A 25603-nucleotide genomic window follows, 5' to 3' on the forward strand; every position below is an offset into this window, starting at 1 on the left:
CAAGGGAGAGATTGTCTGGCGCGGTAACGGCTTCCGCCTGGGCAAACCCGGACCTATAATCCGCGACAAATGCAGGAACCGTCATGATTCACGTTTGCTCGCTCGCCGCTCTGCCCGCCACCGTCGAAGCCACCGGAGCACGGCATATTCTCACCGTGATGGGAAATGTCAGCCGGGTGACGCGCCCGGCCTCGGTCCCTGAAGCCAATCATATGCTGATCTCGATGGATGACATCACGGCGCCGGCGGACGGTTTTGTCGTGCCGTCCGATAGCCATGTCGAACGGGCGCTTACATTCGTGCGCAACTGGGATCGCGCAGCGCCGCTCGTCATCCACTGCTACGCCGGCATCAGCCGCTCGACCGCGAGCGCATTCATGACCGCGTGCGCGCTTAACCCGAATCGGGATGAAAGCGACATTGCGCGGAACATCCGCGCCGCATCGCCGACCGCGAGCCCCAACCGCCTGATCGTAACCTTGGCCGATCGCATCCTCGGCCGTGACGGCCGCATGGTCCGCGCGCTCGATCTGATCGGTCCCGGCGACATGAGCGTCGAAGGCAGGCCGTTCCGGATCGACATTGAATGACGTCGGTCGTTCGATGAGCGAAAAACTCCTCACGCCGATCGAGATCGGATTGACGGCGGCGATCGTTTCCGTCGAGGGCAACGAACCCCTGATCCTTACTGCCTCCGGCGGCGATGACGAGACGCTTGCCGGCCTACCGTTCGGCCCGTTCGATCCGGTTGCGCATCGCACATTCGAGATCGGCCTGCGCGCGTGGGTGGAAGAGCAGACCGGCCTGCGGCTCGGCTACGTCGAACAGCTCTATACCTTCGGCGACCGCGGGCGCCACACGATGATCGGCGATACCGATGCCCACGTCGCATCGGTCGGCTATCTGGCGCTGACCCGCAAGGCGGACAACACCTCGCAGCCGCAGGTGGCGGGGGCGACCTTCGAACCATGGTACCGCCATTTCCCATGGGAGGATTGGCGCGACGCCAAACCTGCGATCATCGAAAAGGAAATCTTTCCGGCGTTGTCCGAATGGGCGGCGCAATCGGACAAGGAAAATCCGGCGCGCGCATTGAGCCGCCGGGATCGCATCCGGCTCTATTTCGGCACCGACGGCGCGCAATGGGACGAAGAACGCGTCCTCGACCGCTACGAATTGCTCTACGAAGCCGGCCTGATCGAGGAAGCCAAGCGCGACGGCCGGCCAGCGGCTCTGGCGCGCAAATCCCTGCCCGGACTCGGCGCATCGATGCGCTTCGATCACCGACGCATTCTCGCCACCGCCATCGCCCGCCTGCGCGCCAAGCTCAAATATCGTCCGGTGGTGTTTGAACTTCTTCCGCCCGAGTTCACACTCACCGATCTGCAGCGCACGGTTGAGGCGATCTCGGGGCGTCATTTGCACAAGCAGAATTTCCGCCGTCTCGTCGAGGCCGGGGCGCTGGTCGAACCGACCGGCGACATGTCGACACAGACCGGCGGGCGGCCGGCGGCGCTGTTCCGTTTCCGCCGCGAGGTCTTGCAGGAGCGGCCAGCGCCCGGTTTACGGGTCCGCGGCCGCCGATAGATTTTAGCACGAGCCGCCGCAGGGGCTCGTTTGGAGGATCGATGGAATTTCTCGCGCTGGTCATCGCCATTGTCGCGTTCATCATGGCCCGCAAGGCGCGGCTGCTGTCGAAGGAACTGAACGCACGTCTTGCGCAACTCGAGGCAGCGCAGCCTCTGGTCAACGCGGCAGCGGTGGCGTCACCTTCCGCAGACGCACCGATGGCGCCGCCGATTGCGCCGGAACCACCGCCGTCCGAGCCAGTTATGACCGATATGGCGAGTCCGGATGCACCATCCGCTGCGCCGGATAACATCGAAGCTCCCTCGCCCGCATCAGCACCGCAAAGCGGAGCGGTCAGCACCGGCCCCGGTCTCGAGGAACGTCTCGGCACCCGCTGGGTGGTGTGGATCGGCGGACTGACGCTGGCGCTCGGCGGCTTTTTCCTCGTGCGCTACTCCATCGAAGCAGGACTGCTTGGCCCCGGTGTGCGGGTAATGCTCGGCGGCGCGTTCGCGCTGGCGCTGCTTGCCGCCGGCGAATGGGCCCGCCGCAAGGAAAGCATTTCATCCATCGCGCCGCTGCCAGTTGCCAATATCCCGGCCATCCTCACGGCTGCCGGTACCGCCGTCGCGTTCGCGACCGTCTATGCCGCTTACGCACTCTATGATTTTCTGGCGCCCGCGATCGCCTTCGCTTTGCTCGGTGCCGTCGCGCTCGGCACGCTCGCCGCCGCACTGCTGCATGGTCCGGCGCTGGCAGGCCTCGGCGTGATCGGTGCGTTCGTGACGCCGATCCTCGTCTCATCGGACAAGCCCGACTATTGGGCGCTGTACGTCTACATTGCCATCGTCACTGCCGCCGCGTTCGCACTGGCGCGCGCCCGGTTGTGGCGCTGGCTCGCGGTGACGACGATAGCATTTGGCCTGCTATGGACGCTGGTCGGCATCGACGATACCGGCACGCTTGGAGCTCATGGTTTCGCGGCGATCGCAAGCTTCATCCTCGCGGCGCTACTGGTCGTCACCGGCTTCATGTTCGGCCCGACTGCCGAGCCGGGCCGCGTCGAACCAATTTCCTCGATCGCACTCACCGCGAGCCTTTTCGGCGCGGCCGTTCTCGTTCTCACGACCGGCCATGCCGACGCGGCGATGATCATCTTCGCGCTTCTGGTCGCGGCGACATTCGCAGTCGCCTGGCGTGCGGAATCCGCCACCGGCGCAATCGGCGCCGCGGCGCTGTTCGTTTTTGTCGTGTTTGCCGAATGGGCCGTTCGCGGCAATCCGGATTTCGCGATGATGCCCGGCGGCCCCTTGCCCGGCATCGGGCCGGACGCCAACGAAGCATCGGTCGGCCTGCATCTGACCGTCGCCGCGATCTTCGCGGTGGGATTCGGCGGTGCCGGATTCCTCGCGCAGGGCCGGTCGATTGGCGCAATGGTGCCCGTGATCTGGGCGGCGTCTGGCGTGTTCGCACCGCTCGCCATCCTCGTCGCGCTCTATGCGCGCATTGCCCACCTCGATCGTTCGATCCCGTTCGCAATCCTCGCGATCGCACTGGCGGCCGCATTCGCGGCAGCGACCGAACTGCTCACCAAACGCGACACCCGACCGGGACAAGCGATTTCGATTGCACTGTTCGCTACCGGTACCCTTGCCGCGCTGGCGCTGGCCTTCACCTTCGCGCTCGAAAAAGGCTGGCTGACGATTGCACTGGCATTGATGTCGCTCGGCACGGCGTGGATTTCGATGAAGCGGCCGATCCCGTTTCTGCGCTGGCTCGCGGCGATCCTCGCTGTCATCGTAGTGCTGCGGATTGGCTACGAACCGCGCATCGTCGGCAACGACGTCGGCACCACGCCAATCTTCAACTGGCTTCTGCTCGGTTACGGCATTCCGGCACTGTCGTTCTGGGGTGGATCGTACCTGATGCGCCGGCGCGGTGATGACGCGCCGCTGCGCATGGTCGAATCCGCCGCTATCCTGTTCACCGTACTGCTGGCGTTCATGGAGATCCGCCATTTCGTCAACGGTGGCGACGTCTATCGCCGGGCATCCGGTTTGACAGAAACCGCGCTGCAGGTGTGCGTTGCGCTGGCGATGGCACTCGGACTCGAGCGTCTACGCATCAAGTCCGGTAGCATCGTGCATAACGTCGCAGCGGTCCTGCTGACTGTCGCCGCCGGAATCGGAATCGTGTTCGGACTGTTCGTCCTCAACAATCCGACGATCTGGCGGATCGATGTCGGCAGCGGCATCATCAACCTGCTGCTGCTCGGCTATGCGCTGCCGGCCGCTCTCGCGCTGTTGCTATCCTATGCCGTTGCCGGACGGCGTGCCGCCGCCTACGCCAACACCATCGCCGCCGGCGCGCTCCTGCTCGCGCTCGCCTATGTCACGCTGATGGTGCGTCACGCACTTCAGGGGTCGCTCTTGAATCGCGGCATCCTCAGCGATGCGGAACAGTACACTTATTCGGTGGCGTGGCTGATCTTCGGCATTGTGCTGCTGGGTGCAGGACTGCTGCTGCCATCGCAGCGGGCAAGGCTGGCGTCTGCCGTCATTATCGGCATCACCATTCTCAAGGTGTTCCTGATCGACATGGCGAACCTGACCGGCGCCTACCGGGCGTTCTCGTTCATCGGTCTCGGACTGGTGCTAGTGGCGATCGGCTGGCTCTACCAGCGCATTCTGTTCAGGCGAGCAAGACCGATGCCGGCATCGCCGGCAGGCGGCTCCTGAAACAGGATCAGGCGACGAAAATCAGTCGGTGGTGGAGCGGCGCAGTTCCAGCGCCGGCTCGGTGTGAACTTCCGCAGCGCGCGAGGCGTCGGCGGATCGGGTCGGATGCGGCGCACGCAGCGAGCGCGGCCGCGTGATCATGCGGGTCATCAGCGTGCGGACATTGCCCTGCTTGTGGAAATCGCAATAGGCAAAGCCGAGGCCGGACACCGCGCCACGGAAACTGACCGGGCTGGACTTGTCGAGATTGAAGCACGGTTCGAACGGCAGCCCCTTGATCGAGGCGCAGATCGACTGGCCGCGAACCTGAAGCGTGTTGTGCGGCAGGCGCATGTGGCGCAACTGGCCGGAGCCACTGAACTGCACCGAGCCGGCGGCCGAGCCGTCTTCATAGACCCGCCCGACCCCTTTGGTGCCGTCGAAGCAGTTGAAGGCGAAAAGCTTGTTGGCGACAAACTTGCGCGCCTCGTTCGCATTCATCTGTTCGGCAAAGGCCGGGGCGGTGATCGCACCTGCGATAAGGATCCCGAATGCAATACGCGCGAACATGTGGCGACTCCAACTCTGGAACTGAGCAGTGAACGGGCGGCCGCCCCCGCAGCCGTTCCTTAACCCGCTGATTACCATATCAACGGTGGCAACATTGGCGCACCATGGTTTGTAAAGTCTGAATGTCCTCAGGTTATTTTCACGACCAGTCGGCCGCGAACCTGGCCGCCAAGAATTTTCGGCCCAGTGGCGATGACATCGTCCAAGCTAATTTCGTGAGTGATTTCAGAAAGTTTTGACTTGTCGAGATCGCTGGCCAGACGGCTCCAGGCGACCCGGCGGCGCTCGATCGGGCACATCACGGAATCGATGCCCAAAAGGCACACCCCGCGCAAAATGAAGGGGGCGACCGAGGACGGCAGGTCCATCCCCGCCGCGAGGCCGCAAGCGGCGATCGCTCCGCCGTATTTCGTCATCGACAACAGGTTGGCAAGCGTGGTCGAGCCGACGCTGTCGACGCCTCCGGCCCAGCGCTCCTTGCCAAGCATCTTGGCCGGGCCCGACAATTCGTTGCGATCGACAATCTCCGCGGCTCCAAGGTCACGCAGGTACTGGGATTCGCTGGTGCGGCCCGTCGAAGCAATGACGTGGAAGCCGAGCTTGGCCAGCAACGCGATTGCAACAGAACCCACACCGCCCGCAGCGCCCGTCACGACGACCGGGCCGTGCTTCGGCGTCACGCCATGCCGCTCCAGCGCCAGCACCGACAGCATCGCCGTGAAGCCCGCAGTCCCGATAGCCATGGCGTCCCGCGCGCTCATGCCTTCCGGCAGCCGCACCAGCCAGTCGCCCTTGACGCGCGCCTTCTCGGCGTAGGCCCCGAGGTGGGTTTCACCCAATCCCCAGCCGGTCGAGACAATCTTGTCGCCGGCTTTCCAGTCCGGGTGCGACGACGCGATCACGGTGCCCGCAAAATCGATACCGGCGATCATCGGAAAACGTCGCACCACCGGAGCTTTGCCGGTGACAGCCAGGCCGTCCTTGTAGTTCACGGTGGACCACTCGACCGCGACAGTGACGTCGCCGTCCATCAGTTCCGCCTCGTCGAACTGCGTCAGAAATGCCGTGGTGCCCTTGTCCGCCTTATCGATTCTGATTGCCTTGAAGGTTGTCAAAACGCGCTCCCGATCCGTTGATGGGGCGGGACAGTAATGCCCCGGCGCCTCGCGTCAACGCGTCTTGCGCTGGAGACTTCTGCCGGATTCGACGGATTTTCGAGCAGGGCTGCGATGCAAACGAACATGCGCCCCAGCTCGCTTTTTTCGCTGGAGCATCTGGCGGAATAGCTTCTGACCTGCTATATTTGTTTTGCTCGTTATGAGGATAAGTTGTCTTCCTGGCGAACCCGGAACCTTCGCGCCGCTGCGAAGTAGCTCCGGACAGCACCGAGTTTGGGACCCCGGCCTTCGTGCCGGATTTCTCAAACCCTACATATGCTCATTTTGAGTATATAACAGATCTTCGGAGGCAGTCATGCCGATCGCAGGAATTTACGGCCCGGACGATTTCGGAAATCCCGTTCACGGCCGTGTAACCGGGCAGGCTCGCAGCCGCATCACGGCGGAGGAGCGCGCCCGCGCGCTGCCGATGCCCTCGCTGGAATGGACGCCCGACGTCGAGCGCGCCACCGCGCACCTGTACGAGAAGGTGAAGGCCGTCATTCCGCCGGTCGAATGGCCGTTCATGGCGCCGTATATCAAGGCGATCAACGAACTGAAGCGCGAGCGCGACGCGGTCATTCTGGCGCACAACTATCAGACCGCGGAAATCTTTCACTGCGTCGCCGACATCGGCGGCGACTCGCTGCAGCTTGCCCGCGAAGCGACCAAGGTGAAGGAAAGCGTCATTATCCAGTGCGGCGTCCATTTCATGGCCGAGACGTCGAAGATCCTGAATCCGGAAAAGACCGTGCTGATCCCCGATTCGCGCGCCGGCTGTTCGCTGGCCTCGTCGATCACCGGCGAGGACGTGCGGCTGCTGCGCGAACGTTTCCCCGGTGTGCCGGTGGTCGCTTACGTCAACACGTCCGCCGACGTGAAGGCGGAGGTCGACATCTGCTGCACTTCGTCCAACGCCGTCCAGGTGGTCGAGAGCCTCAACGCCGACACCGTCATCATGCTGCCCGACCAGTATCTGGCGAAATACGTCGCCTCGCAGACCAAGGTGAAGATCATCGCGTGGAAGGGCGCGTGCGAAGTGCACGAGCGCTTCACCGGCGACGAGCTGCGCACCTATCGCGAAGCCGATCCGAGCATTCAGATCATCGCACATCCGGAATGTCCGCCCGACGTCATCAAGGAAGCGGACTTCACCGGCTCGACCGCGCACATGATCAACTGGGTCCGCGACCATAAGCCAAAGCGTGTGGTCATGGTCACCGAATGTTCGATGGCCGACAACGTGCAGGCGGAAGTGCCGCAGGTCGAATTCATCAAGCCGTGCAACCTGTGCCCGCACATGAAGCGGATCACGCTGCCGAAGATTCTCGACAGCCTGGTCTACATGCGTGAGGAAGTCACGGTCGATCCGATGATCGCCGGCAAGGCGCGCCGCTCGGTCGAACGCATGATCAGCCTGAAGAACTGATCGCAACGATCAATCCACTCAGCCAGCATGGCCGGGCATAGTCCGTCGAAGACGGGCGTAAACGCCCTGATGACCCGGCCATGTCGTCTCAAGCGAGGCGGGTACGACGTCTCAGATGTTGAAAGATTGCGGCCATGGGCAGCACGAACGACCTGACACACGGGCTTGATGATATCGTCATCGTCGGTGGCGGACTGGCCGGGCTGTTCTGCGCGCTCAAGCTCGCCCCCTGCCCGGTGACGGTGATTTCAGCCGCGCCGCTCGGCGAAGGCGCATCGAGCGCCTGGGCGCAGGCCGGCATCGCTGCCGCAGTCGGCGAAGGCGATACCCCGGAATCCCACGCCGCCGACACCGTTGCTGTTGGTGGCGGCATTGTCGATGAGGCCGTCGCACTCGGCCTTGCCCGCGAAGCCGGCGCGCGCATCCACGACCTCTTGCAATACGGCGTGCCGTTCGATCGCGATCTCGAAGGCAAGCTCGCTGTCGGCCGCGAGGCCGCCCACTCGGCGCGGCGCATCGTGCATGTCCGTGGCGACATGGCGGGCAAGGCGATCATCGCAGCATTGACCGAAGCGGTCCGCCAAACGCCGTCGATCCGGGTGATCGAAGGTTACGTCGCAGAAACGCTTTTGACCGACCACGGCAGAGTCTCCGGCCTTCAGGTCCGCAATGCCGCTGACGCCACGGCGACGCCAGTGACCATCGCTGCACGCGCTGTCGTGCTGGCAACCGGTGGCATCGGGCATCTCTACGCGGTCACCACCAACCCACCGGAAGCCAGCGGCCTCGGCCTGGCGCTGGCGGCCCGCGCCGGTGCGATCGTCGCCGATCCGGAGTTCATCCAGTTTCACCCGACCGCGATCATGGTCGGCCGCGATCCCGCGCCACTCGCAACCGAGGCGCTGCGCGGCGAAGGTGTGACGCTGATCAATGCAAAGGGCGAGCGCTTCATGCTCGCGCTGAACCCGCTTGCTGAACTTGCGCCGCGCGACATTGTCGCGCGCGGCGTGTTCGCCGAGATCGCGGCGGGGCGCGGTGCATTCCTCGATGCCACAGCCGCTCTTGGTGCAAAGTTCGCCGAGAAATTTCCGACGGTCTATGCCAGTTGCCGCGCGGCCGGCATCGATCCGGCGACGCAGCCGATCCCGGTGGCGCCAGCGGCGCACTACCACATGGGCGGCATCGCGGTGGATCCGCGCGGCCGCACCTCGATCGACGGTCTGTGGGCCGGTGGCGAGGTATCCTCGACCGGCGCACATGGCGCCAATCGCCTCGCCTCGAACTCGCTGCTCGAAGCCGTGGTCTATGCCGCTCGCATCGCCGAAGACATCAACGGCATAACGTCGGCCTCGCCAGCACCATCTATCGGTGAGCAGCCGGTGCCGCGCAATTACGCAATGCCGCCGCTGACCGAAGCCAATCTGCGCAACATGATGAGCTCCCATGTCGGCGTGATCCGCGATGGCGAGCGTCTCGCGGAGGCGATCCGTTCATTCGCCAGCATCGAACAGAACACCGGCAATATCGCCCTGCGCAACATGGCGACGACCGCCCTGCTGGTCGCCACGGCCGCATGGTCGCGGCAAGAAAGCCGTGGCGCGCACTACCGCTCCGACTATCCCGATGAAAACCCGTTGCTGGCAAAACGGACCATGACGACGCTGGCCGAAGCGCGTAAGATCGCGGCCGCGATATCCCAAGGCAAACCTGCCAACACACTCTCGTTAAGCGCATGACCGTGAACGATGTCACCGACCCCGCAGCATTGCTGCATCCGGAAGCCTTCCTGTCGCCGCTTGCGATCGACGATGCCGTCACCCGCGCGCTGGAGGAAGATCTCGGACGCGCCGGCGACGTGACGTCGGTTGCAACCATTCCGGTAGCCACGCACGCCCATGCCATTCTCATTGCCCGGCAGGCCGGCGTCATCGCCGGCCTGCCGCTCGCGGTTGCGACCTTCCGGCGGCTGTGCGCCGATATCAACATTCAGGCCCACGTCCATGACGGCAACTCCGTCGCCAAGGGCGTTCACGTCCTGACCATTTCGGGACCGGCGCGCGCCGTGCTTGCGGGCGAACGGACGGCGCTGAATTTCGTCGGACGTCTCTCGGGCATCGCAACGCTGACGGCGGAATACGTCCGCCACACCGGCGTGACCAAGATGCGCATCTGCTGCACGCGCAAGACCACGCCGGGCCTGCGCGCACTGGAGAAATACGCAGTGCGCTGCGGTGGCGGCTTCAACCACCGTTTCGGCCTCGACGACGCGATCCTGATCAAGGACAACCACATCGCTGTCGCCGGCAGCATCAGACGCGTGCTGGAGCGTGCCCGCGCCCATGCCGGCCATCTGGTCAAGATCGAAATCGAAGTCGACACCCTCGATCAGTTACGCGAAGTGCTCGATACCGGCCTCGCCGATGTGGTGATGCTCGACAACATGAGCGTGCCGATGCTGCGCGAAGCCGTGCAGATAAACAACAAGCGTGTGGTGCTGGAAGTCTCCGGCGGCGTCACGCTGGCATCGGTTGCCGATATTGCTCAAACCGGCGTCGACTACGCGTCGTCAGGGGCGCTGACTCACTCAGCACCGAATTTCGATGTCGCGCTCGACATCGATGCATGACGAATCGTCATTGCCGGGCATGGCCGTTCAAAGGACGGCGTCGCTTCCGCTCGCCGATGACCGGCATCCATCCTCTAAAATATCGTTGGACCGATGGATGCGCGGGTCCAGCCCGCGCATGATCCGGCGAGAACAGTGAGTGTCGCCGCTACGGTTTCTCGCTCGCCAATTCCCTGGAGATTTCAGCCGTTTGCGCCGGGGTTCCCCATTTCGGCGCGTCGCTTCCGTCGCCCCATGCGCGCGGGCGATAGAACGTATGGACGCCGAACCTGTACATCTTCTTCATCTCGTGAACCCACGACGGATGCACCCAGTACGCGTGATAATGCGTCGACTTGCCGACTTCCGGCAGCCACAACCGCCCGTCGAGCGAGGCTTTCGCAATCTTCTTCGCCCGCTCCCACATGTCCGGTTCCTTGACGACGTCGCGGATGCCATCGCAGGCGAAAGTGAATTGGCAGGCAAGATGGCGATGCGAGTTCTGGTAGACCACGCCGCAGACCGTCGTCGGATAGTAACCCGAGAATGCACGGTTCAGCACGACCTGAGCGACCGCGATCTGGCCACGTACGGCTTCGCCACGCGCTTCGAAATAGACTGCCTCACTCAGACACTTCTCGGCCTTCGCCCGTGACTTTTCGTTGAGTTTCAGGCGCTCGGCGGGTGTCTGCATCTGTCCCGTCACCTCGCCCTTGCCAGCGACGGTTTCACCGCCTGCCGACTCCGCGGGAGCGGGAGCGACAGGAACGGTCGCGGACTGCTTCATGTCCGGATCAGCCCCGGGCACGACGATGATCGGCTCCTGCCCCGGCTGCCAGCGCTCAAGGGACTCGCTCGACACGCCGAGCGATGAACTGCCGAAGAACAGGCTCGACGTCTTGACCGAGAACGGGTCGCGCGGCGTTTCAGCGATCGGCTCCACCGCCGGATTGGGCGTCGCATGAAGCGCGGCAAGTGCGGTCTCATCGAGCGCACCGCCGGCGGTGGCCTTGGCGTCGGTGGCGGCATCGTATTGCGGCAGACGCGGCGAGCTTAGCGCGGCCTGCAGTTCCTCATCGAGCGGCGCCGCCTCTGCGGTCTTCGCACCCTTCACCGATCCATTGTCATTCGCGGGAAGGGTTTCATCGGTGGGCGCTGCAGCCTCCGGCTGCTCAGGTTCCGGCACATGAACCGGAAGCCGATCACCCTTCAGGGTCCGGACCACGCTCGGAAAATCGGAAGCCTGCAGCGGTCGCACCGGCTGGCCCAGCGGATTGCGATCGAAGGAGCTCATGACGCCGCCGGCGCCGCCGAGGCTGGCCAGACGATACGACGCGGTACGCGGAACATCGGTGCCGATCGGCCGCACGAAATTGAACGATGCGACCTGGATCGACCGGCGAGCTGACGCGAAAACGTATTGCTGCCAGCGCTCGGTAACGCCCGGCTGATGTGCCAGCAAGGCGGCGAGATCCTGATAGCCGATTTCCGTCGGGGTCACTGTCAGAAGACAGAGAACAAAACCGAAGGGCGCGAACCGCGCGCCCTTCGGCCCGTTACGCAACATCGTCATCGATACGCTCACGCAACACTACACACACACGCGATCGTCCCGCACTGTCCGTGCAATTCGATCAATTTCGTTGGTATCTAATTAAAGTTGCCGCGGGGTTAATTGGCGATGCACGCGTGTCACACGCAACCAGGCACGCAAGCACCAGCGATCACATCGAAAGCGTTGGTAAACCGCGCCTTCCACAAGGTGGTAAACAGCGCGTCAACAAAATTAGTGAATCGTGGAATGGCGGATTCCCGCGTTTGCAGATGCTGTTTGCTGTCTGCAGGCCGGTTCCAGCTATCGCCCCGACGCTAAAAAGCATCATGCCCGGACAAGTCCGGGCATGATGCAGCGTAGTGTGTCTGGATCGGTCTATGCCTGGCTTGCGACCGTCTTGCCGAGAGCGGCTTGCGCGGCAGCCAGACGCGCGATCGGCACGCGATAGGGCGAGCACGACACATAGTCCAGTCCAACCTCATGGCAGAACGCGATCGACGACGGATCGCCCCCATGTTCGCCGCAGATGCCCATCTTGAGGCCGGGACGCACCTTGCGTCCGCGTTGCACGCCGATCTTCACCAGTTCGCCGACACCGTCACGATCGACCGAAACGAATGGATCGACCTCGAGAATGCCGCGCGACATATAGGTGCCGAGGAAGCTCGCGGCGTCATCGCGGCTGATGCCGAACGCGGTCTGCGTCAGATCGTTGGTCCCGAACGAGAAGAACTCGGCGGTCTTCGCGATATCGCCCGCCATCAGACAGGCGCGCGGCAGTTCGATCATGGTGCCGACCTGATAGTTCAGCTTGGCACCGGTCTCGCGCATCACCGCCTGCGCGGTGGCATCGATGCGGCCGCGCACTAGGTCGAACTCGGCGCGGGTTGCGATCAGCGGCACCATCACCTCGAGGCCGACCTGCTTGCCGGTCCGTTTGCCGGCCTCAACCGCGGCCTCGAACAACGCACGCGCCTGCATCTCGCTGATCTCGGGATAAGCGATGGCGAGGCGGCAGCCGCGGAAACCGAGCATCGGGTTGAATTCGGACAATTCACGCACCCGGTCAGTGAGGCGGCGCGGATCGGCGTTCATGACGCGCGCAACTTCCTCGATCTCGGCCTGCGAATGCGGCAGGAATTCATGCAGCGGCGGATCGAGCAGGCGGATCGTGACGGGAAGGCCCTTCATGATCTCAAACAGCTCGACGAAGTCGGCGCGTTGCATCGGCAGCAGTTTCGCCAGCGCCGCGCGGCGGGACTGTTCGTCCTCGGCGAGGATCATCTCGCGCACCGTGCGGATGCGGGTTTCCTCGAAGAACATGTGCTCGGTGCGGCAAAGGCCGATGCCTTCGGTGCCGAACTTGATCGCGGTGCGCGCATCCGCCGGTGTATCGGCATTGGTGCGCACCTTGAGCTTGCGCACCTGATCGGCCCAGCCCATCAGCGTGCCGAACTCGCCGGACAGCTCCGGCTCGATCATCGGCATCCGGCCGGCCAGAACCTGACCCATGGCGCCGTCGATGGTGATGATGTCGCCGCTCTTGAAGGTGCGGTCGCCGACCGTCATGGTGCCGCGCCCGTAATCGACGCGAACCGCGCCGCAGCCTGACACGCAGGGCTTGCCCATGCCGCGCGCAACCACCGCCGCGTGAGAGGTCATGCCACCGCGCGTGGTGAGAATGCCCTCAGCCGCGTGCATGCCGTGAATATCTTCCGGCGACGTCTCGACGCGGACCAGAATAACCTTGCGGCCGTCGGCCTGAAGCTTGGCGGCCTCGTCGGACGAGAACACGATCTCGCCGGCGGCGGCACCGGGTGACGCCGGCAGGCCGGTGGCGATGACATCGCGCTTGGCGACCGGATCGATGGTCGGATGCAGAAGCTGGTCGAGCGACGCGGGATCGATCCGCATCACAGCATCCTTTTTCGAGATCACGCCTTCATTGGCGAGTTCGACCGCGATCCGCAGCGCAGCCTTTGCAGTGCGCTTGCCGTTGCGGGTCTGCAGCATCCACAGCTTGCCCTGCTCCACCGTGAATTCCATGTCCTGCATGTCGCGGTAGTGCTTTTCGAGCAGCGTGTAGATGCGCGTCAATTCCTTGAAGGCATCCGGCATCGCCGATTCCATCGACGCCTTGTCGGAGCCGGATTCCTTGCGCGCCGCTTCGGTGATGTCCTGCGGCGTGCGGATGCCGGCGACGACGTCCTCGCCCTGGGCGTTGATCAGGAATTCGCCGTAGAGACGCTTCTCGCCGGTCGAGGGATTGCGGGTGAACGCAACGCCGGTCGCCGAGGTGTCGCCCATGTTTCCGAAGACCATGGACTGAACGTTGACGGCCGTGCCCCACGATTCCGGAATGTCGTGCAGGCGGCGATAGGTCACCGCGCGCGCCGTCATCCACGAGCCGAACACTGCGCCGATCGCGCCCCACAGCTGATCGTGCGGATCCTGCGGGAAGTCCTTGCCGGTTTCCCGCGCCACCGCATCCTTGTACCGGCCGACGACATCGACCCAATCGTCGGCCGTCATGTCGGTATCGAGCGAGTAGCCCTTGCCGTCCTTGTAGGTATCGAGGATGTCCTCGAAGTGATGATGCTCGAAGCCGAGCACGACATCCGAGTACATCGTGATGAATCGGCGATAGCTGTCATAGGCGAAGCGGCGGTCGCCTGAGAGCGCGGCGAGCGCCTCCACCGTGGTATCGTTGAGGCCGAGGTTGAGAACGGTATCCATCATGCCCGGCATCGAGGCACGGGCACCGGAGCGCACCGAAACCAGCAGCGGGTTTTTTGAGTCGCCGAACCGCTTGCCTGCGATCTTGCCGACATAGTCCAGCGCCTTTTCGACCTGAGCCTTGAGGTCTTTCGGGTAGGTCTTGTTGTTGTCGTAAAAGTAGGTGCAGACCGAGGCTGGGATCGTGAAGCCGGGAGGCACCGGCAGACCGAGATTGGCCATCTCGGCGAGGTTCGCGCCCTTGCCGCCGAGCATGTTGCGCATGTCGGCCTTACCTTCGGCCTTGCCATCACCGAAAGTGAAGACCCACTTACCAGCCTTCGGCGCTGACGTCGCCGCGTTCTTGACCGGCTTTCTGGCGGCCACCTTGGCGGGGGCCTTCACCGGACGCTGGGCCGGGCGCTTGATCGGCTTCTTGGCGGCGACCTTCGCGACCACCTTTCGCGCCGATGTGGCGCGTGCCGGCTTGGCTGAAGATTTGGATTTTGCGGGGGATTTCCGGGACTTCGATGCAGCTTTGGCCATGGCTTCCAGTCGTGGGCGTGAGGAAAACGGCAGGCGGGTTACACCACGGATGGACGCCCCCACGCAAGTGACGCAAGGGCCGATTCTCGCTCTGCAGAAGAAGTTTTCGGGCTGGTTCTACTTGATAATTCCAAGGCCGATGATGCCGATGAAAATAAGGTAGATCGCCACAATGAAATTCAGCAGCCGCGGCATGACGAGAATGAGGATGCCGGCGATCAGGGCAACGATCGGCTGAATGTGAGCCATGCTGACGGTCATGAAGGTCTCCGAAAAAATCTGGCGGAATGGTGAGATTGGAACGAATCGCGAGGCGAAAGTTTGGCTGCGCTAGTTTCGTCGATAGCAGATGTTTTGGACAGTGGATTGGTTCCGCCGCTGCGAAAATGCCCCAATGAAACCACGTGCGCGGCAGGAACGACGCCGCGCATCGTGAATTGTTACAGCCTGTTCATCGGCGCGTGCCGGCGACGCTCGTTGATCACGCTCATCACCAGGAGATGACCATGCGTAACACACTTCTCGCAGCTGCCTTGTTGGCTGGCGCCACGGTGCTTCCTTTTGCCGCTCATGCACAGGAGCGCATCATTGTGCAGGAAAGCACCACCACGGGCATGGCTCATGAGCCGATCGTGGGCATCGCAGAGGATTTGCAGCCGCGCTTCCGCGAATACGTCGTGCAGGAGAATGTTCCCGACTACACCGTGCAGGAACGCGTGGTGGTCGGCGCGACGCTGCCTGAAACCGGCGTAATTTATTACGACGTGCCGCAACGGTTCGGCGCGAACCGCTATCGCTATACCCGCGTGAACGGCGAATATCTGGTGGTCGAGCCGCGAACACGGCGCGTGGTGCAGGTCATCGATTAACACCCATAGCCGAGCAGGTTGCGGGAGGTCCCTCACCCGCGCGTACCTGAAGCGGCAAGTAGCCCCGTCCGGGTTCATACCCGGGCGGGGACTTTTATTGCGGTATCAGTCTTGAATTTTCGAGAAGTCCGCGACTGCGCGGGTCGCCGCGCGGATTTCGTTCAGCAGCTTGAGGCGGTTTTCGCGAACCTTGGCATCGTCGTCGTTGACCTTCACCTTGTCGAAGAAGGCATCGACCGCCGGGCGCAACTTCGCCATCGCGCTCATCGCGGCAGCGAAATCCTCCTTGGCAACAGCAGTTTCCGCCTCGCCCTTCACCTGATCAATCGCGGTAGCAAGCGCCTTCTCTTCGTCGAGCCGATAGAGCGCGGCATCCGGCGCGCCATCGAACTTGCGCTTATCCTTCTTCTCTTCGATGGCGAGGATGTTGGACGCACGTTTGGTGCCCGCCAGCAGGTTCTTGCCGTTATCGGTGTCGAGGAATTTGCCGAGCGCCTCAACACGACGCACGACCATCAGCAGATCGTCCTGACCTTCGAGAGCGAAAACCGCATCGACCAGGTCGTGGCGCGCGCCTTGGTCACGGAGCTGGACCTTCAAGCGGTCTGCGAAGAAGGAAAGGAGGTCATTGCCATTGTTGAGTTTCGCAGCCTTGGCAAAGGCTTGGAGTAACCGTAGGCGAATCCCGTTATCTACAAGGAGCCTGATCACACCCAACGCCGCTCGCCGCAAAGCAAACGGGTCCTTCGATCCCGTCGGCTTCTCATCGATGGCCCAAAAGCCAGTGAGAATGTCGATCTTGTCGGCCAGCGCCACCGCAATGCTCACCGGATCGGTCGGCACGCGATCGTTCGGCCCCTGCGGCTTGTAGTGATCCTCAATAGCGGCAGCGACGCTGGCATCTTCGCCCTGCGCCAGCGCGTAGTACTTGCCCATCAGGCCCTGCACTTCGGGGAATTCACCGACGACTTCGGTCAGCAGATCGACCTTTGCGAGGCGCGCGGCACACTTGGTCTTCTCGACATCGGCGCCGACCAGCGGCGCAAGCTCCGCCGCCAGCCGCTCGATACGCGCGATGCGCTCGGCCTGGGTGCCCAGCTTTTCGTGAAACACGATCTGCTCGAACTTCGGCAAGCGGTCTTCGAGCTTTGTCTTGAGATCGGTCTCATAAAAGAATTTGGCGTCCGACAACCGCGCGCGGATCACACGCTCGTTGCCGGCGACGATGGCCTTGCCGCCGTCGCTGGCTTCGATGTTCGCTGTCAGAATGAATTTGTTGGCGAGCTTGCCCGTCTTGGGATCGCGCACCACAAAACATTTCTGGTTGTTGCGAATGGTGGCGCGGATCACCTCGCCGGGAATCGACAGGAAGTCCTCGTCGAACGACCCCATCAGCACCACCGGCCATTCGACCAGCCCCGAGACTTCGTCGAGCAGCACCTGATCCTCGACCAGTTCGAACCCTTGCGCAAAGGCAAGATTCTTCGCCTCGGCCAGAATGATATCCCTGCGGCGCTGCGGATCGAGCACGACCTTCGCGGCTTCCAGCTTCGCCTCGTAATCCTCGAACCGGCGCACGCTGAATTCGGCCGGCGCCATGAAACGATGACCGCGCGTCATCTGCCCGGCCTCGATGCCGGCGACATCGAACTTCACCACATCCGTCTCTTCGGTCTCGAGACCGAACGTCGCGACGATCGAATGCAGCGGACGCACCCAGGTCAGCGCACCGGGCTTCGCCGAGCGCTCGCCCCAGCGCATCTGCTTCGGCCACGGGAAAGTGCGAATGATGACGGGAAGAATTTCCGCGATCACGTCGATGGCGGCGCGGCCCGGCTTCTCCATCAGCGCGACATAGAAGTCGCCCTTCTTCGGATCGCGCTGGATCGTCGCCTCGTCGAGCGATTTCAGTCCGGTCGCTTTCAGGAAGCCCTGCACGGCGGCATCGGGGCCGCCGACGCGCGGGCCCTTGCGCTCTTCCTTCAGGTCCGGTTGACGCGCAGGAATGCCGTGAACGGTCAAGGCGAGACGACGCGGCGTGACAAACGCCTTCGCGCCTTCATAGACGAGGCCTTCGGCGACCAGCTTGTCGGTGACCAGCTTGCGCAGATCGTCCGCCGCCTTCGCCTGCATGCGCGCGGGAATTTCCTCGGAGAACAGTTCGAGCAGAAGATCAGGCATCGCTTATGCTCCGCCCGCTTCGGTCGCGACCCACGCTTCGCCGCAGGCTTTCGCCAGATCGCGCACGCGCAGGATGTAGCTCTGACGCTCGGTGACCGAGATCACGCCGCGCGCATCGAGCAGATTGAACACGTGGCTCGCCTTGATGCACTGGTCGTAGGCCGGCAGAGCCATCAGATGACGCTCCTTCTTGCCGTCCTGCCACCCGGCTTCGAGATATTTCTTGCAGGCGCCTTCGGCCATCTTGAACTGCTCGAACAGCATCGTGGTGTCGGAGTGTTCGAAATTGTGCCGCGAGTATTCCTGCTCGGCCTGCAGAAACACGTCGCCATAAGTCACCTTCTCGGCGCCTTCGCGTCCGTTGAAGTTGAGATCGTAGACGTTGTCGACGCCCTGCACGTACATCGCGAGGCGCTCGAGCCCGTAGGTCAGTTCGCCCGCGACCGGCGCACATTCGACGCCCGCGACCTGCTGAAAGTAAGTGAACTGCGACACTTCCATGCCGTCGCACCAGCACTCCCAGCCGAGCCCCCACGCGCCGAGCGTCGGGCTCTCCCAGTCGTCCTCGACGAAACGGATGTCGTGCAGCGCGGCATCGACGCCGATGGCGGCAAGCGATTTCAGATAGAGATCCTGAATGTCCGGCGGCGACGGCTTCAGGATCACCTGAAACTGGTAGTAGTGCTGCAGCCGGTTTGGGTTCTCGCCGTATCGTCCGTCCTTCGGCCGGCGCGACGGCTGCACATAAGCGGCGTTCCAGTGCTTCGGCCCCAGCGCGCGCAAGGTCGTTGCCGGATGAAACGTCCCCGCGCCCACTTCCATGTCGTAAGGCTGCAGGATGACACAGCCATGATCCGCCCAATAGCGTTGCAGCGTCAGGATCAAGCCCTGGAACGAACGTTCGGGGCGCATATGCGACGGTTGGGAATCCATGAATCCAGGTCGTTTTCGGGGATTGGGAAAAGTGCGATTGCGCGCGGACCGTATCGGCGCGGGGGGTAGGAATCAAGGCGACGACCAGCGAAAACCATTGTCCTTTCAGGGGGTCCAGCCTCCGCCGCCGGCCTGCGGAAACGTCCTGTTAACCGCAGCTCAAGACGCATCTCCGGCGCTTGGGCTTCGTTAGGAACTCGCCGCTATCACAACAGGCATTGAACGAGAAGACCGGTACAAACCCGGCCCGCCTTTCTTCGCCCTGCGCTGCGGCCCCGGCCCGCGAGCAGGCAGACCGGATAGGGCTGACAATGTTCATTCTCGAAATCATCGGCGCGGTCATGATCGCGCTCTCGCTGTGTGCCCTGCTCAGCCAGGACGCCGGCATTTCCCGCTGAACGCAACCCCGATCAATGCGGGCGAAAGGCGCCGGTTTCCGGATCACGGCGCAGTTTCGGCATCGCCTCGCGCTCGTCCGGCGATGCCTGCCGCGCTTCATCCAGTTCGCGATTGATACGGCGGCCTTCCTTGGCAGCCAGCCGCACCAGCGCGGCACCGCCCAGAAGCCCGGCCAGAACCAGAATCAGCGGCGGCATGATCGCTCCCTGTCTGCGATGCGCGGCGTCATAACCCATAGCGCGCCCAGATCGCCCGCGACTCCAGCGCGGAGATCAGTTCATCCGGGAATCCGCTGGCGCTGACCAGCGCGCCGGCACCCGGTTTCTTGCCGATGACATTCGACAGCAGTCCGGATGGCGGTGCAATCACCGGCATCTGCACTTCCTTGCCGTAGCGGGCGCGCAGCACGGTGCGAAGATCGCCGATCTCATCCGCCAGACCGAGCGATAAGGCTTTCTCCCCGGCCCAGTATTCGCCCGAAAACAGGAAGGAGTCGTCGCCCCTCAGCCGGGCGCCGCGGCTGCGTTTCACCAGCGCAATAAATGTATCGTGGATGTCGCTCTGGATCGCTTTGAGCCGCGCCACATCGTCGGGATTCTCGGGCAGAAAAGGGTCGAGCGTCGCCTTGTGCTCGCCCGACGTATAGAGCCTGCGCTCGATGCCGACCTTCTTGATCAGATCCTGAAAACCAAACGAGCCGCCGACCACGCCGATCGATCCCAGGATCGAGGACGGGTCGCAGAAAATCTCGTCACCAGCGCACGCGATCATGTAACCGCCGGACGCTGCGACGTCCTCGACGAACACCAGCACCGGAATTTTGCGCTCATCGGCCAGTTGACGGATGCGGGCATAGATCTGGCGCGACTGCACCGGCGAACCGCCCGGCGAATTGATCACCAGCGCCACCGCTTTCGCATTCCGGATCGCGAAGGCGCGCTCCAGAATCTTCGTGACTCCGGCAAGCGACAGGCCAGGACGCAGCGGCGTGACGGCACCGATGGTGCCCGAGAGGCGGACCACCGGCACGACCGGCACCCGCCGCAGGCGTGCGGGCAACCAGCGCGTCAACCGGTCCATCAACCCATTGTGACCTTTATCGTCATCAGCCATGAAACATCCTTCATACTTCCAACTTAAATTCGGATCATGCCAATGAACTTCGACGTGGCATAAGTTTTGCGTTCCAACGACATATAGGCTGCAACGGCGCAGCCTGAAGGTGCGGACATGAAAATCACCCTTCTGATGTTGCTGATTGGCGCGCTGTTTACGGCCATCCACTTCACCTCTACGCCAGACAACAAGTCCAAATCGCTTCCGCAATAGCGGAAGAAAGCCTGTTATTGGGCCAGCCTCTACGCTTAGCCCGGTTTCGACGGCAGCAACGTCATCTTCCCGCCCAGAACCGCGTTGGCTTCGGGGGTCGGAGTTCCCGCCTCATTGTTAAGCACCAGCGCTGGAAAAAGCTCCATCGGCGCACGGCCGCCTTTGGTCGCACGGACCAATATCCTGATTGCGGACGACGCAGGCGCCGAATGAACCGGCATAATTGCAAGGCTGCCGAAGCCGCGCGCCAGCGCCGCCAGAACCTCAGCCAGCCCGTCGGCACGCCAGATCAAGGTCAGCACACCACCCGGCTTGAGAACGCGGCGCGCTGCATGAACCCATCGTTCGAGCGTATCGTCTGCGGCAATGTGCGCGGAGTGCTTATCGGGCGATGATCGAAACCGCGATGCCGGATTGAACGGCGGGTTCATCAGCACGATGTCGGCGCTGTCGGGTGCAAGGCCTGCCGCCGCGAATTCATCCGGCCTCGCGGCGACGTCGAGCACAATCACCTTCGCAGGCAAATCATTCAGCGCCGAATTGGCTTGCGCCAAAGCCGCCACGGCGCTGTCGATCTCGACCAGCACCAGATCGAGGTCGCCGGTACGGCTCGCAACCGCCAAGCTCGCGGCCCCGATCCCTGCGCCAAATTCGATGACGCGTTGTCCGGGACGGGCCGGCGTTGCCGCCGCCAACAGGATCGCATCATGCCCAGCGCGGTGCCCCCGTTTCGGCTGACGCAGCCTCAGCCGTCCCCCCAGAAAAGCGTCTTCCGTGACGTCTGCCGCCGAAGCCGGCTCGCGACCCGGATCACTCATTGTCCCGCAACTCGTAGCCAAGCCCGGCATCGACCAGCAACTGCCGCGCCGCCAGATTGTCGTCGTCATGAACCAGGATGCGCCGGGGAATGACGCCAAGCGAGCCTTCGACAATGCTCATATTGGTGTCGAGCAGCAGGTGATGGATATTGGCGCCGTCCAGCAGCGCCCCGACGGCGGAAACCAGCACCATATCGTTGGTTCGCAGCAGTTCGCGCAATTCCACACCCTCCTCAAAATCCCGAATGGCCGCGCCGGTCCGGGTCCGACGCCCTTGCCGCCTGACACAGCAGTTTCTATTGTTAGCCACAATTTCAATCCGGAGGCCATGCGTGGCAGTCATTGTTCCCTTCGAGAGCCCCTCGACCGCATCGATAGATCAACTGGTCGGGCTCGTTGCCACCGACATGGAGCGTGTCAACGCCACCATCCTGTCGCGGACAGGCTCGGAAGTCACCATGATCCCGGAGGTCGCCAACCACCTGATTTCCTCGGGCGGCAAACGGCTGCGGCCGATGCTCACCCTGGCGATGGCGCAACTCGCCGGCTATTCAGGCGAAGGCCACATCAAGCTCGCCGCGGCGGTCGAGTTCATGCACACCGCGACCCTGTTGCACGACGACGTGGTCGACGAAAGCGAATTGCGCCGTGGCAAGCTGTCGGCCCGGATGCTGTGGGGCAACGAGGCCAGCGTGCTGGTCGGCGACTTCCTGCTCGGTCAGGCATTCCGGATGATGGTCGAGGTCGGCTCATTACGGGCCCTCGATATCCTGTCGTCCGCCGCTGCCACTATCGCCGAGGGCGAGGTGATGCAGCTTGCAGCCGCGAAAAACACCGCCACCACCGAAGATGAATATCTCGCCGTGGTCCGCGGCAAAACCGCCGAACTGTTCGCCGCCGCCTGCGAGGTCGGGCCGGTGATCGCCAACCGTCCGAAGGCCGAACAGACGGCCTGCCGCTCGGTCGGCATGAACCTCGGCATCGCGTTCCAACTCGTGGACGACGTGCTGGACTACGGCGGCAAGGCTGCCAAACTCGGCAAGAACGTCGGCGACGATTTCCGTGAAGGCAAGATCACGCTGCCGGTCGTGCTGGCGTTCCGCCGCGGCAACGACGTCGAGCGCGAATTCTGGATCCGGACGCTGGAGCGCGGCGAGATCGGCGAAGGCGATCTCGATCATGCGATCGGGCTGATGACCAAGCATCGCACGCTGGAAGACGCCATGCATCGCGCCCAGCATTACGGCGCGATGGCGGTCGATGCATTGGCGCTGTTTCCGCAATCACCGATGAAGTCGGCACTCGAGCAGGTGGTCGCCTTCTGCCTCGCACGCTCCAACTGACCGCTATAGCCTCTTCAAGCGAAGCATGCCCTAGGGCGCCGACCCGAGGGTGAGTACCGGTTCGGGTGAAGCAAACGCGCCAAAATGAAAAGTGCTAACTCAGCACGCCGGCATGAACCCACCAGCCGGGATGCGCCTGCGCGATCGCCTGCCCCGCCGATTTTGCATCGTCGGCGTTGCCATAGATCGCAAAGCAGGTCGCGCCTGAACCGGACATCCGCGCAAGACGCACGCCATCGGTTTCGCGCAACACCGTCAGCACGTCACCGATGATCGGTTCGACGCGCAGTGCCGGCGCTTCGAGATCGTTGGCACCGCCTTTGAGAAAATCAAGCCACACATCGGCCGACGCGCCGACCTTTGGCCAGGTCACCGCTTCGAGCACCTCGGAAATGCCCACGCGAAACTGGCCTTTCTTCAGGCCCAGCTCGGCGAAAACATCCTTGGTCGCCACCGCCACGCGCGGATTGATCATCACGCAGGGCAGCTCGGGCAGATCGAGCGCAGCCAGTTCGTCACCAATGCCCTGCATCGAGCACGCGCGCGAGGCAAGGCACACCGGAATATCGGCGCCGGTCACACGCGCGGCCTCGGACAGACGCTCGTCGTCGGCGACAATTCCGTTGGCAGTCGCGAGCAGCCGGAGCGCCGCGGCCGCATCGGCCGAACCGCCGCCGATGCCGGCCGCAACCGGCAGATGTTTGTCGAGCGAGAACCGGCCGAGCGTGAGGCCCGGAACACATTCGGCCAGCGCACGCGTAGCGCGAATGATCAGATTGTCGCCGCTATCGCCGCACGCATCCGCACCCGGTCCGGTCGTTGTGAGGCTGAGATCTCCACCAGGCGCGAAGGCCAGCGTATCCACGCAATCCGCGAACGCCACCACACTGTCGATGTCGTGATAGCCGTCGGGCCGGCGGCCCAGCACGCGCAATGTCAGATTGACCTTGGCGCGCGCGGTCTCGATCAACGGTTGCATTGAGCCCAGCCCTGCCCGATCAGCCTTTAGCCGCCTTTATCGGCGTCTTTTTTCTTGTCGGCAGCAGCCGACGACGAAGTGTCGATGTCCGGCAGCCCGTTCTGGATTTTTGCCTCGATCTTCGGCAGCTCATCCGCTTCCGGCTTCAGGTCGCGTGCGTGCGCCCACTGGAATTTCGCTTCCAGCTTGCGGCCGACGCGCCAATAGGCATCGCCGAGATGGTCGTTGATCGTCGGATCTTCCGGCTTGAGATCAATCGCGCGTTCGAGATTCTTCACCGCGTTTTCGTAGTCGGCGATGCGATAATAGGCCCAGCCCAGCGAGTCGACGATGAACCCGTCATCAGGACGCTGTTCGACGGCGCGGCGAATCATCTTCATCGCTTCATCGAGATTGAGCCCCTGATCAATCCACGAATAGCCGAGATAATTGAGCACGTGGGCCTGATCGGGCTGGATCTCAAGCGCCTTCTTGAGATCAGCCTCCGCCTTCGGCCATTGCTTGGAACGCTCCTCGCAAATGCCGCGGAAATAATAGAGCACCCAGTTCGGCTTCGCCGCATCGCCGGCATCGATCGCCTGCGAATAGGTGCTGCCGCATTCAACGAACTTCTTGCGGGCCCGTTCGATATTGCCGAGCGCCATGATCGCCTCGACATCCTTCGAGTCCTCGGCAATCACATCCTTCAGAATCTTGACGGCCTCTTCGGTACGATCGACAGAATTGAGGTCAGTCGCGAGCTGGATCTGCGCGTTGCGCTTCAGCGGTGAGCTGGCCGGCACCCGCTCGTAGATCTTGATCGCCATCTGCGGCTTCTTCACCGACTCGTACAGATCGGCGAGCGACAACAGTGCCAGCGAATGATTGGGGTGAAGATAGAGAGCGAGCTGCAGATAGACGAGCGCAAGATCCTCGCCGCCGCGGCGGGTCAGCGAGGCGCCGATACCGTACAGCGCTTCGGCCGCGCCGGACTGGGCCGAGTCGGCCAGCGGCGGCAGCTTCTTGCCGGCTTTCAGTTCGCGGATGCCTTCGAGCACGATCGGGTGACGCGCGAGCTTCTTGTCGAAATTCTCATAGACGGCCAGCGCTGCAGCCTGATCCTTGTTGCGCGACAGCCAGTGGGCATAGGACTCGGCCACGCGCAGCGCTGAATCGTCGAGCTTGTAAGCCCTCTCGAAGCGCGCTCCGGCTTCCTTCTGCTTGTCGGCCAGTTCGTAGATCATGCCGGCATGGAGGTCCTTGAACAGCGGATACCATTCCGGCCCGGTCAGCTTGTCGATGTTGGCGATCGCGGCCTTGGTCTGGCCGGCACCGAAGCCCGCCCAACTCGACAGCAGGGTGGCGACCAGATCAGTGATCGGGCCCCTCACCGACTGATTGATGTTCTGTTGCGCTGTCGCGTAGTGCTTCTGCTTGAGCGCGTGAACGCCGACCACCAACCGCGCGACGCGATTGGTCTTGTCGATGGTCAGGATGCGGTTCGCGAGCTTGATCGCCTCGTCCATTTCACCGTCGGCAAGCGACGAAATGAACGCGCGATCGAGCAGGTCATTGTTCTTCGGGTCGAGCCGCAGCGCAGCACGATAGAACGCAGACGCCGCCGACGCGTCGCGATCCGTGCTGGCATGGCGCGCGGCGAGATAGCTGCCGGCCTTTGTCATGTTCTTGAGGTCGCGCGCCGTGGGATACGGCGTCGACTTGGTGACGTCAGCCGTATCGGTCGGCTGGGCAAGCAGCGGACCGGAGAACGTGATCGAAGCGACTGCCATCGACGCGACGGCGACAGTGGCAAGCGCCACGCGATTGAAACGACCTGAAGACATCACGCGCGCGGGCTCCATGAAACCGAAGTGTATCCTGAGAGTTGCGCGGCTCCGACGCGGGAGCCT

At 63.1% G+C, this 25603-nt stretch carries 22 protein-coding genes; 9 read left to right on the plus strand and 13 right to left on the minus strand.

The features are described 5' to 3' along the window. The first annotated feature begins 83 nt into the window (after positions 1 to 83). The 3 genes from ASC80_RS11210 to ASC80_RS11220 are packed head-to-tail and all read left to right on the plus strand — an operon-like array spanning position 84 to position 4307. On the plus strand, positions 84 to 590 hold the full coding sequence (locus ASC80_RS11210) for a tyrosine phosphatase family protein (protein ID WP_056296826.1): 507 nt from the start codon (positions 84 to 86) through the stop codon (positions 588 to 590). A 13-nt stretch (positions 591 to 603) separates the two neighbouring features. After that, positions 604 to 1587, plus strand: coding sequence for an NUDIX hydrolase (locus tag ASC80_RS11215; protein WP_056296830.1), 984 nt, complete (start codon positions 604 to 606; stop codon positions 1585 to 1587). A gap of 41 nt (positions 1588 to 1628) precedes the next feature. Continuing rightward, positions 1629 to 4307, plus strand: coding sequence for a DUF2339 domain-containing protein (locus tag ASC80_RS11220; RefSeq protein WP_056296833.1), 2679 nt, complete (start codon positions 1629 to 1631; stop codon positions 4305 to 4307). Between the two features lie 21 nt (positions 4308 to 4328). Here ASC80_RS11220 and ASC80_RS11225 read toward each other — a convergent pair whose 3' ends face one another. Together ASC80_RS11225 and acuI are read right to left on the minus strand one after the other, a co-directional pair. Continuing rightward, positions 4329 to 4856 (minus strand): hypothetical protein, encoded by a 528-nt coding sequence (locus ASC80_RS11225; protein WP_056296836.1) that lies wholly within the window; start codon positions 4854 to 4856, stop codon positions 4329 to 4331. A gap of 128 nt (positions 4857 to 4984) precedes the next feature. Next, positions 4985 to 5971: an acrylyl-CoA reductase (NADPH) gene (acuI, locus tag ASC80_RS11230; RefSeq protein WP_056296839.1), complete on the minus strand. Its 987-nt coding sequence runs from the start codon at positions 5969 to 5971 to the stop codon at positions 4985 to 4987. 358 nt (positions 5972 to 6329) lie between these two features. Here acuI and nadA point away from each other — a divergent pair, with 358 nt between their 5' ends. From nadA to nadC, 3 genes are all read left to right on the plus strand, one after another. After that, positions 6330 to 7442: a quinolinate synthase NadA gene (gene nadA, locus ASC80_RS11235; RefSeq protein WP_056296841.1), complete on the plus strand. Its 1113-nt coding sequence runs from the start codon at positions 6330 to 6332 to the stop codon at positions 7440 to 7442. Between the two features lie 134 nt (positions 7443 to 7576). After that, positions 7577 to 9178 (plus strand): L-aspartate oxidase, encoded by a 1602-nt coding sequence (locus ASC80_RS11240; RefSeq protein ID WP_056296844.1) that lies wholly within the window; start codon positions 7577 to 7579, stop codon positions 9176 to 9178. Next, positions 9175 to 10068 carry a carboxylating nicotinate-nucleotide diphosphorylase gene (gene nadC, locus ASC80_RS11245; protein WP_056296847.1) on the plus strand — a complete coding sequence of 298 codons (894 nt, stop codon included), beginning with the start codon at positions 9175 to 9177 and terminating at the stop codon, positions 10066 to 10068. Before ASC80_RS11240 ends, nadC begins: the two co-directional genes overlap by 4 nt. A 148-nt stretch (positions 10069 to 10216) precedes the next feature. Here nadC and ASC80_RS11250 read toward each other — a convergent pair whose 3' ends face one another. From ASC80_RS11250 to ASC80_RS23070, 3 genes are all read right to left on the minus strand, one after another. After that, entirely contained in the window at positions 10217 to 11620 is a 1404-nt protein-coding gene (locus ASC80_RS11250; RefSeq protein WP_056296849.1) for a cell wall hydrolase, read from the minus strand. Between the two features lie 357 nt (positions 11621 to 11977). Beyond that, positions 11978 to 14863 (minus strand): pyruvate, phosphate dikinase, encoded by a 2886-nt coding sequence (ppdK, locus tag ASC80_RS11255; protein WP_056296853.1) that lies wholly within the window; start codon positions 14861 to 14863, stop codon positions 11978 to 11980. A 117-nt stretch (positions 14864 to 14980) separates the two neighbouring features. After that, complete coding sequence (locus ASC80_RS23070) at positions 14981 to 15124, minus strand: DUF3096 domain-containing protein (protein WP_082512528.1); 144 nt, start codon at positions 15122 to 15124, stop codon at positions 14981 to 14983. 245 nt (positions 15125 to 15369) lie between these two features. Here ASC80_RS23070 and ASC80_RS11260 point away from each other — a divergent pair, with 245 nt between their 5' ends. After that, the gene (locus ASC80_RS11260) at positions 15370 to 15732 is read left to right on the plus strand and encodes a DUF1236 domain-containing protein (protein ID WP_056298756.1); all 363 of its coding nucleotides are present in this window, start codon (positions 15370 to 15372) and stop codon (positions 15730 to 15732) included. Between the two features lie 105 nt (positions 15733 to 15837). Here ASC80_RS11260 and glyS read toward each other — a convergent pair whose 3' ends face one another. Further along, a complete protein-coding gene (glyS, locus tag ASC80_RS11265; protein ID WP_056296855.1) occupies positions 15838 to 17913 on the minus strand; it encodes a glycine--tRNA ligase subunit beta in 2076 nt (691 codons plus the stop codon). Positions 17914 to 17916: 3 nt separating this feature from the next. Continuing rightward, positions 17917 to 18825 carry a glycine--tRNA ligase subunit alpha gene (locus ASC80_RS11270; RefSeq protein ID WP_200941201.1) on the minus strand — a complete coding sequence of 303 codons (909 nt, stop codon included), beginning with the start codon at positions 18823 to 18825 and terminating at the stop codon, positions 17917 to 17919. Between the two features lie 239 nt (positions 18826 to 19064). Between ASC80_RS11270 and ASC80_RS23700 the strand changes: the two genes are divergently transcribed. Beyond that, positions 19065 to 19244 carry a hypothetical protein gene (locus ASC80_RS23700; RefSeq protein ID WP_156464360.1) on the plus strand — a complete coding sequence of 60 codons (180 nt, stop codon included), beginning with the start codon at positions 19065 to 19067 and terminating at the stop codon, positions 19242 to 19244. Positions 19245 to 19256: 12 nt separating this feature from the next. On the opposite strand, the gene ASC80_RS11275 is transcribed toward ASC80_RS23700, so the two are convergent. The 4 genes from ASC80_RS11275 to ASC80_RS11290 form a co-directional block, all read right to left on the minus strand. After that, complete coding sequence (locus tag ASC80_RS11275; RefSeq protein WP_056298760.1) at positions 19257 to 19442, minus strand: hypothetical protein; 186 nt, start codon at positions 19440 to 19442, stop codon at positions 19257 to 19259. A 28-nt stretch (positions 19443 to 19470) separates the two neighbouring features. Further along, the gene (locus ASC80_RS11280; protein ID WP_056296863.1) at positions 19471 to 20358 is read right to left on the minus strand and encodes a S49 family peptidase; all 888 of its coding nucleotides are present in this window, start codon (positions 20356 to 20358) and stop codon (positions 19471 to 19473) included. Positions 20359 to 20609: 251 nt separating this feature from the next. Beyond that, on the minus strand, positions 20610 to 21392 hold the full coding sequence (locus ASC80_RS11285) for a tRNA1(Val) (adenine(37)-N6)-methyltransferase (protein WP_056296865.1): 783 nt from the start codon (positions 21390 to 21392) through the stop codon (positions 20610 to 20612). Then, positions 21385 to 21612 carry a putative signal transducing protein gene (locus ASC80_RS11290; protein ID WP_056298763.1) on the minus strand — a complete coding sequence of 76 codons (228 nt, stop codon included), beginning with the start codon at positions 21610 to 21612 and terminating at the stop codon, positions 21385 to 21387. The genes ASC80_RS11285 and ASC80_RS11290 overlap by 8 nt, the downstream gene beginning before the upstream one ends. Positions 21613 to 21724: 112 nt before the next feature. Between ASC80_RS11290 and ASC80_RS11295 the strand changes: the two genes are divergently transcribed. Further along, positions 21725 to 22735, plus strand: a complete 1011-nt coding sequence (locus tag ASC80_RS11295) for a polyprenyl synthetase family protein (protein WP_056296868.1) — start codon at positions 21725 to 21727, stop codon at positions 22733 to 22735. Positions 22736 to 22829: 94 nt separating this feature from the next. Here ASC80_RS11295 and ASC80_RS11300 read toward each other — a convergent pair whose 3' ends face one another. After that, complete coding sequence (locus ASC80_RS11300) at positions 22830 to 23714, minus strand: 4-(cytidine 5'-diphospho)-2-C-methyl-D-erythritol kinase (RefSeq protein WP_056296871.1); 885 nt, start codon at positions 23712 to 23714, stop codon at positions 22830 to 22832. Between the two features lie 26 nt (positions 23715 to 23740). After that, on the minus strand, positions 23741 to 25537 hold the full coding sequence (locus ASC80_RS11305) for a tetratricopeptide repeat protein (RefSeq protein WP_056298766.1): 1797 nt from the start codon (positions 25535 to 25537) through the stop codon (positions 23741 to 23743). Positions 25538 to 25603 lie beyond the last annotated feature (66 nt).

Source organism: Afipia sp. Root123D2 (genome assembly GCF_001425835.1).
Classification (GTDB): Bacteria; Pseudomonadota; Alphaproteobacteria; order Rhizobiales; family Xanthobacteraceae; genus Afipia.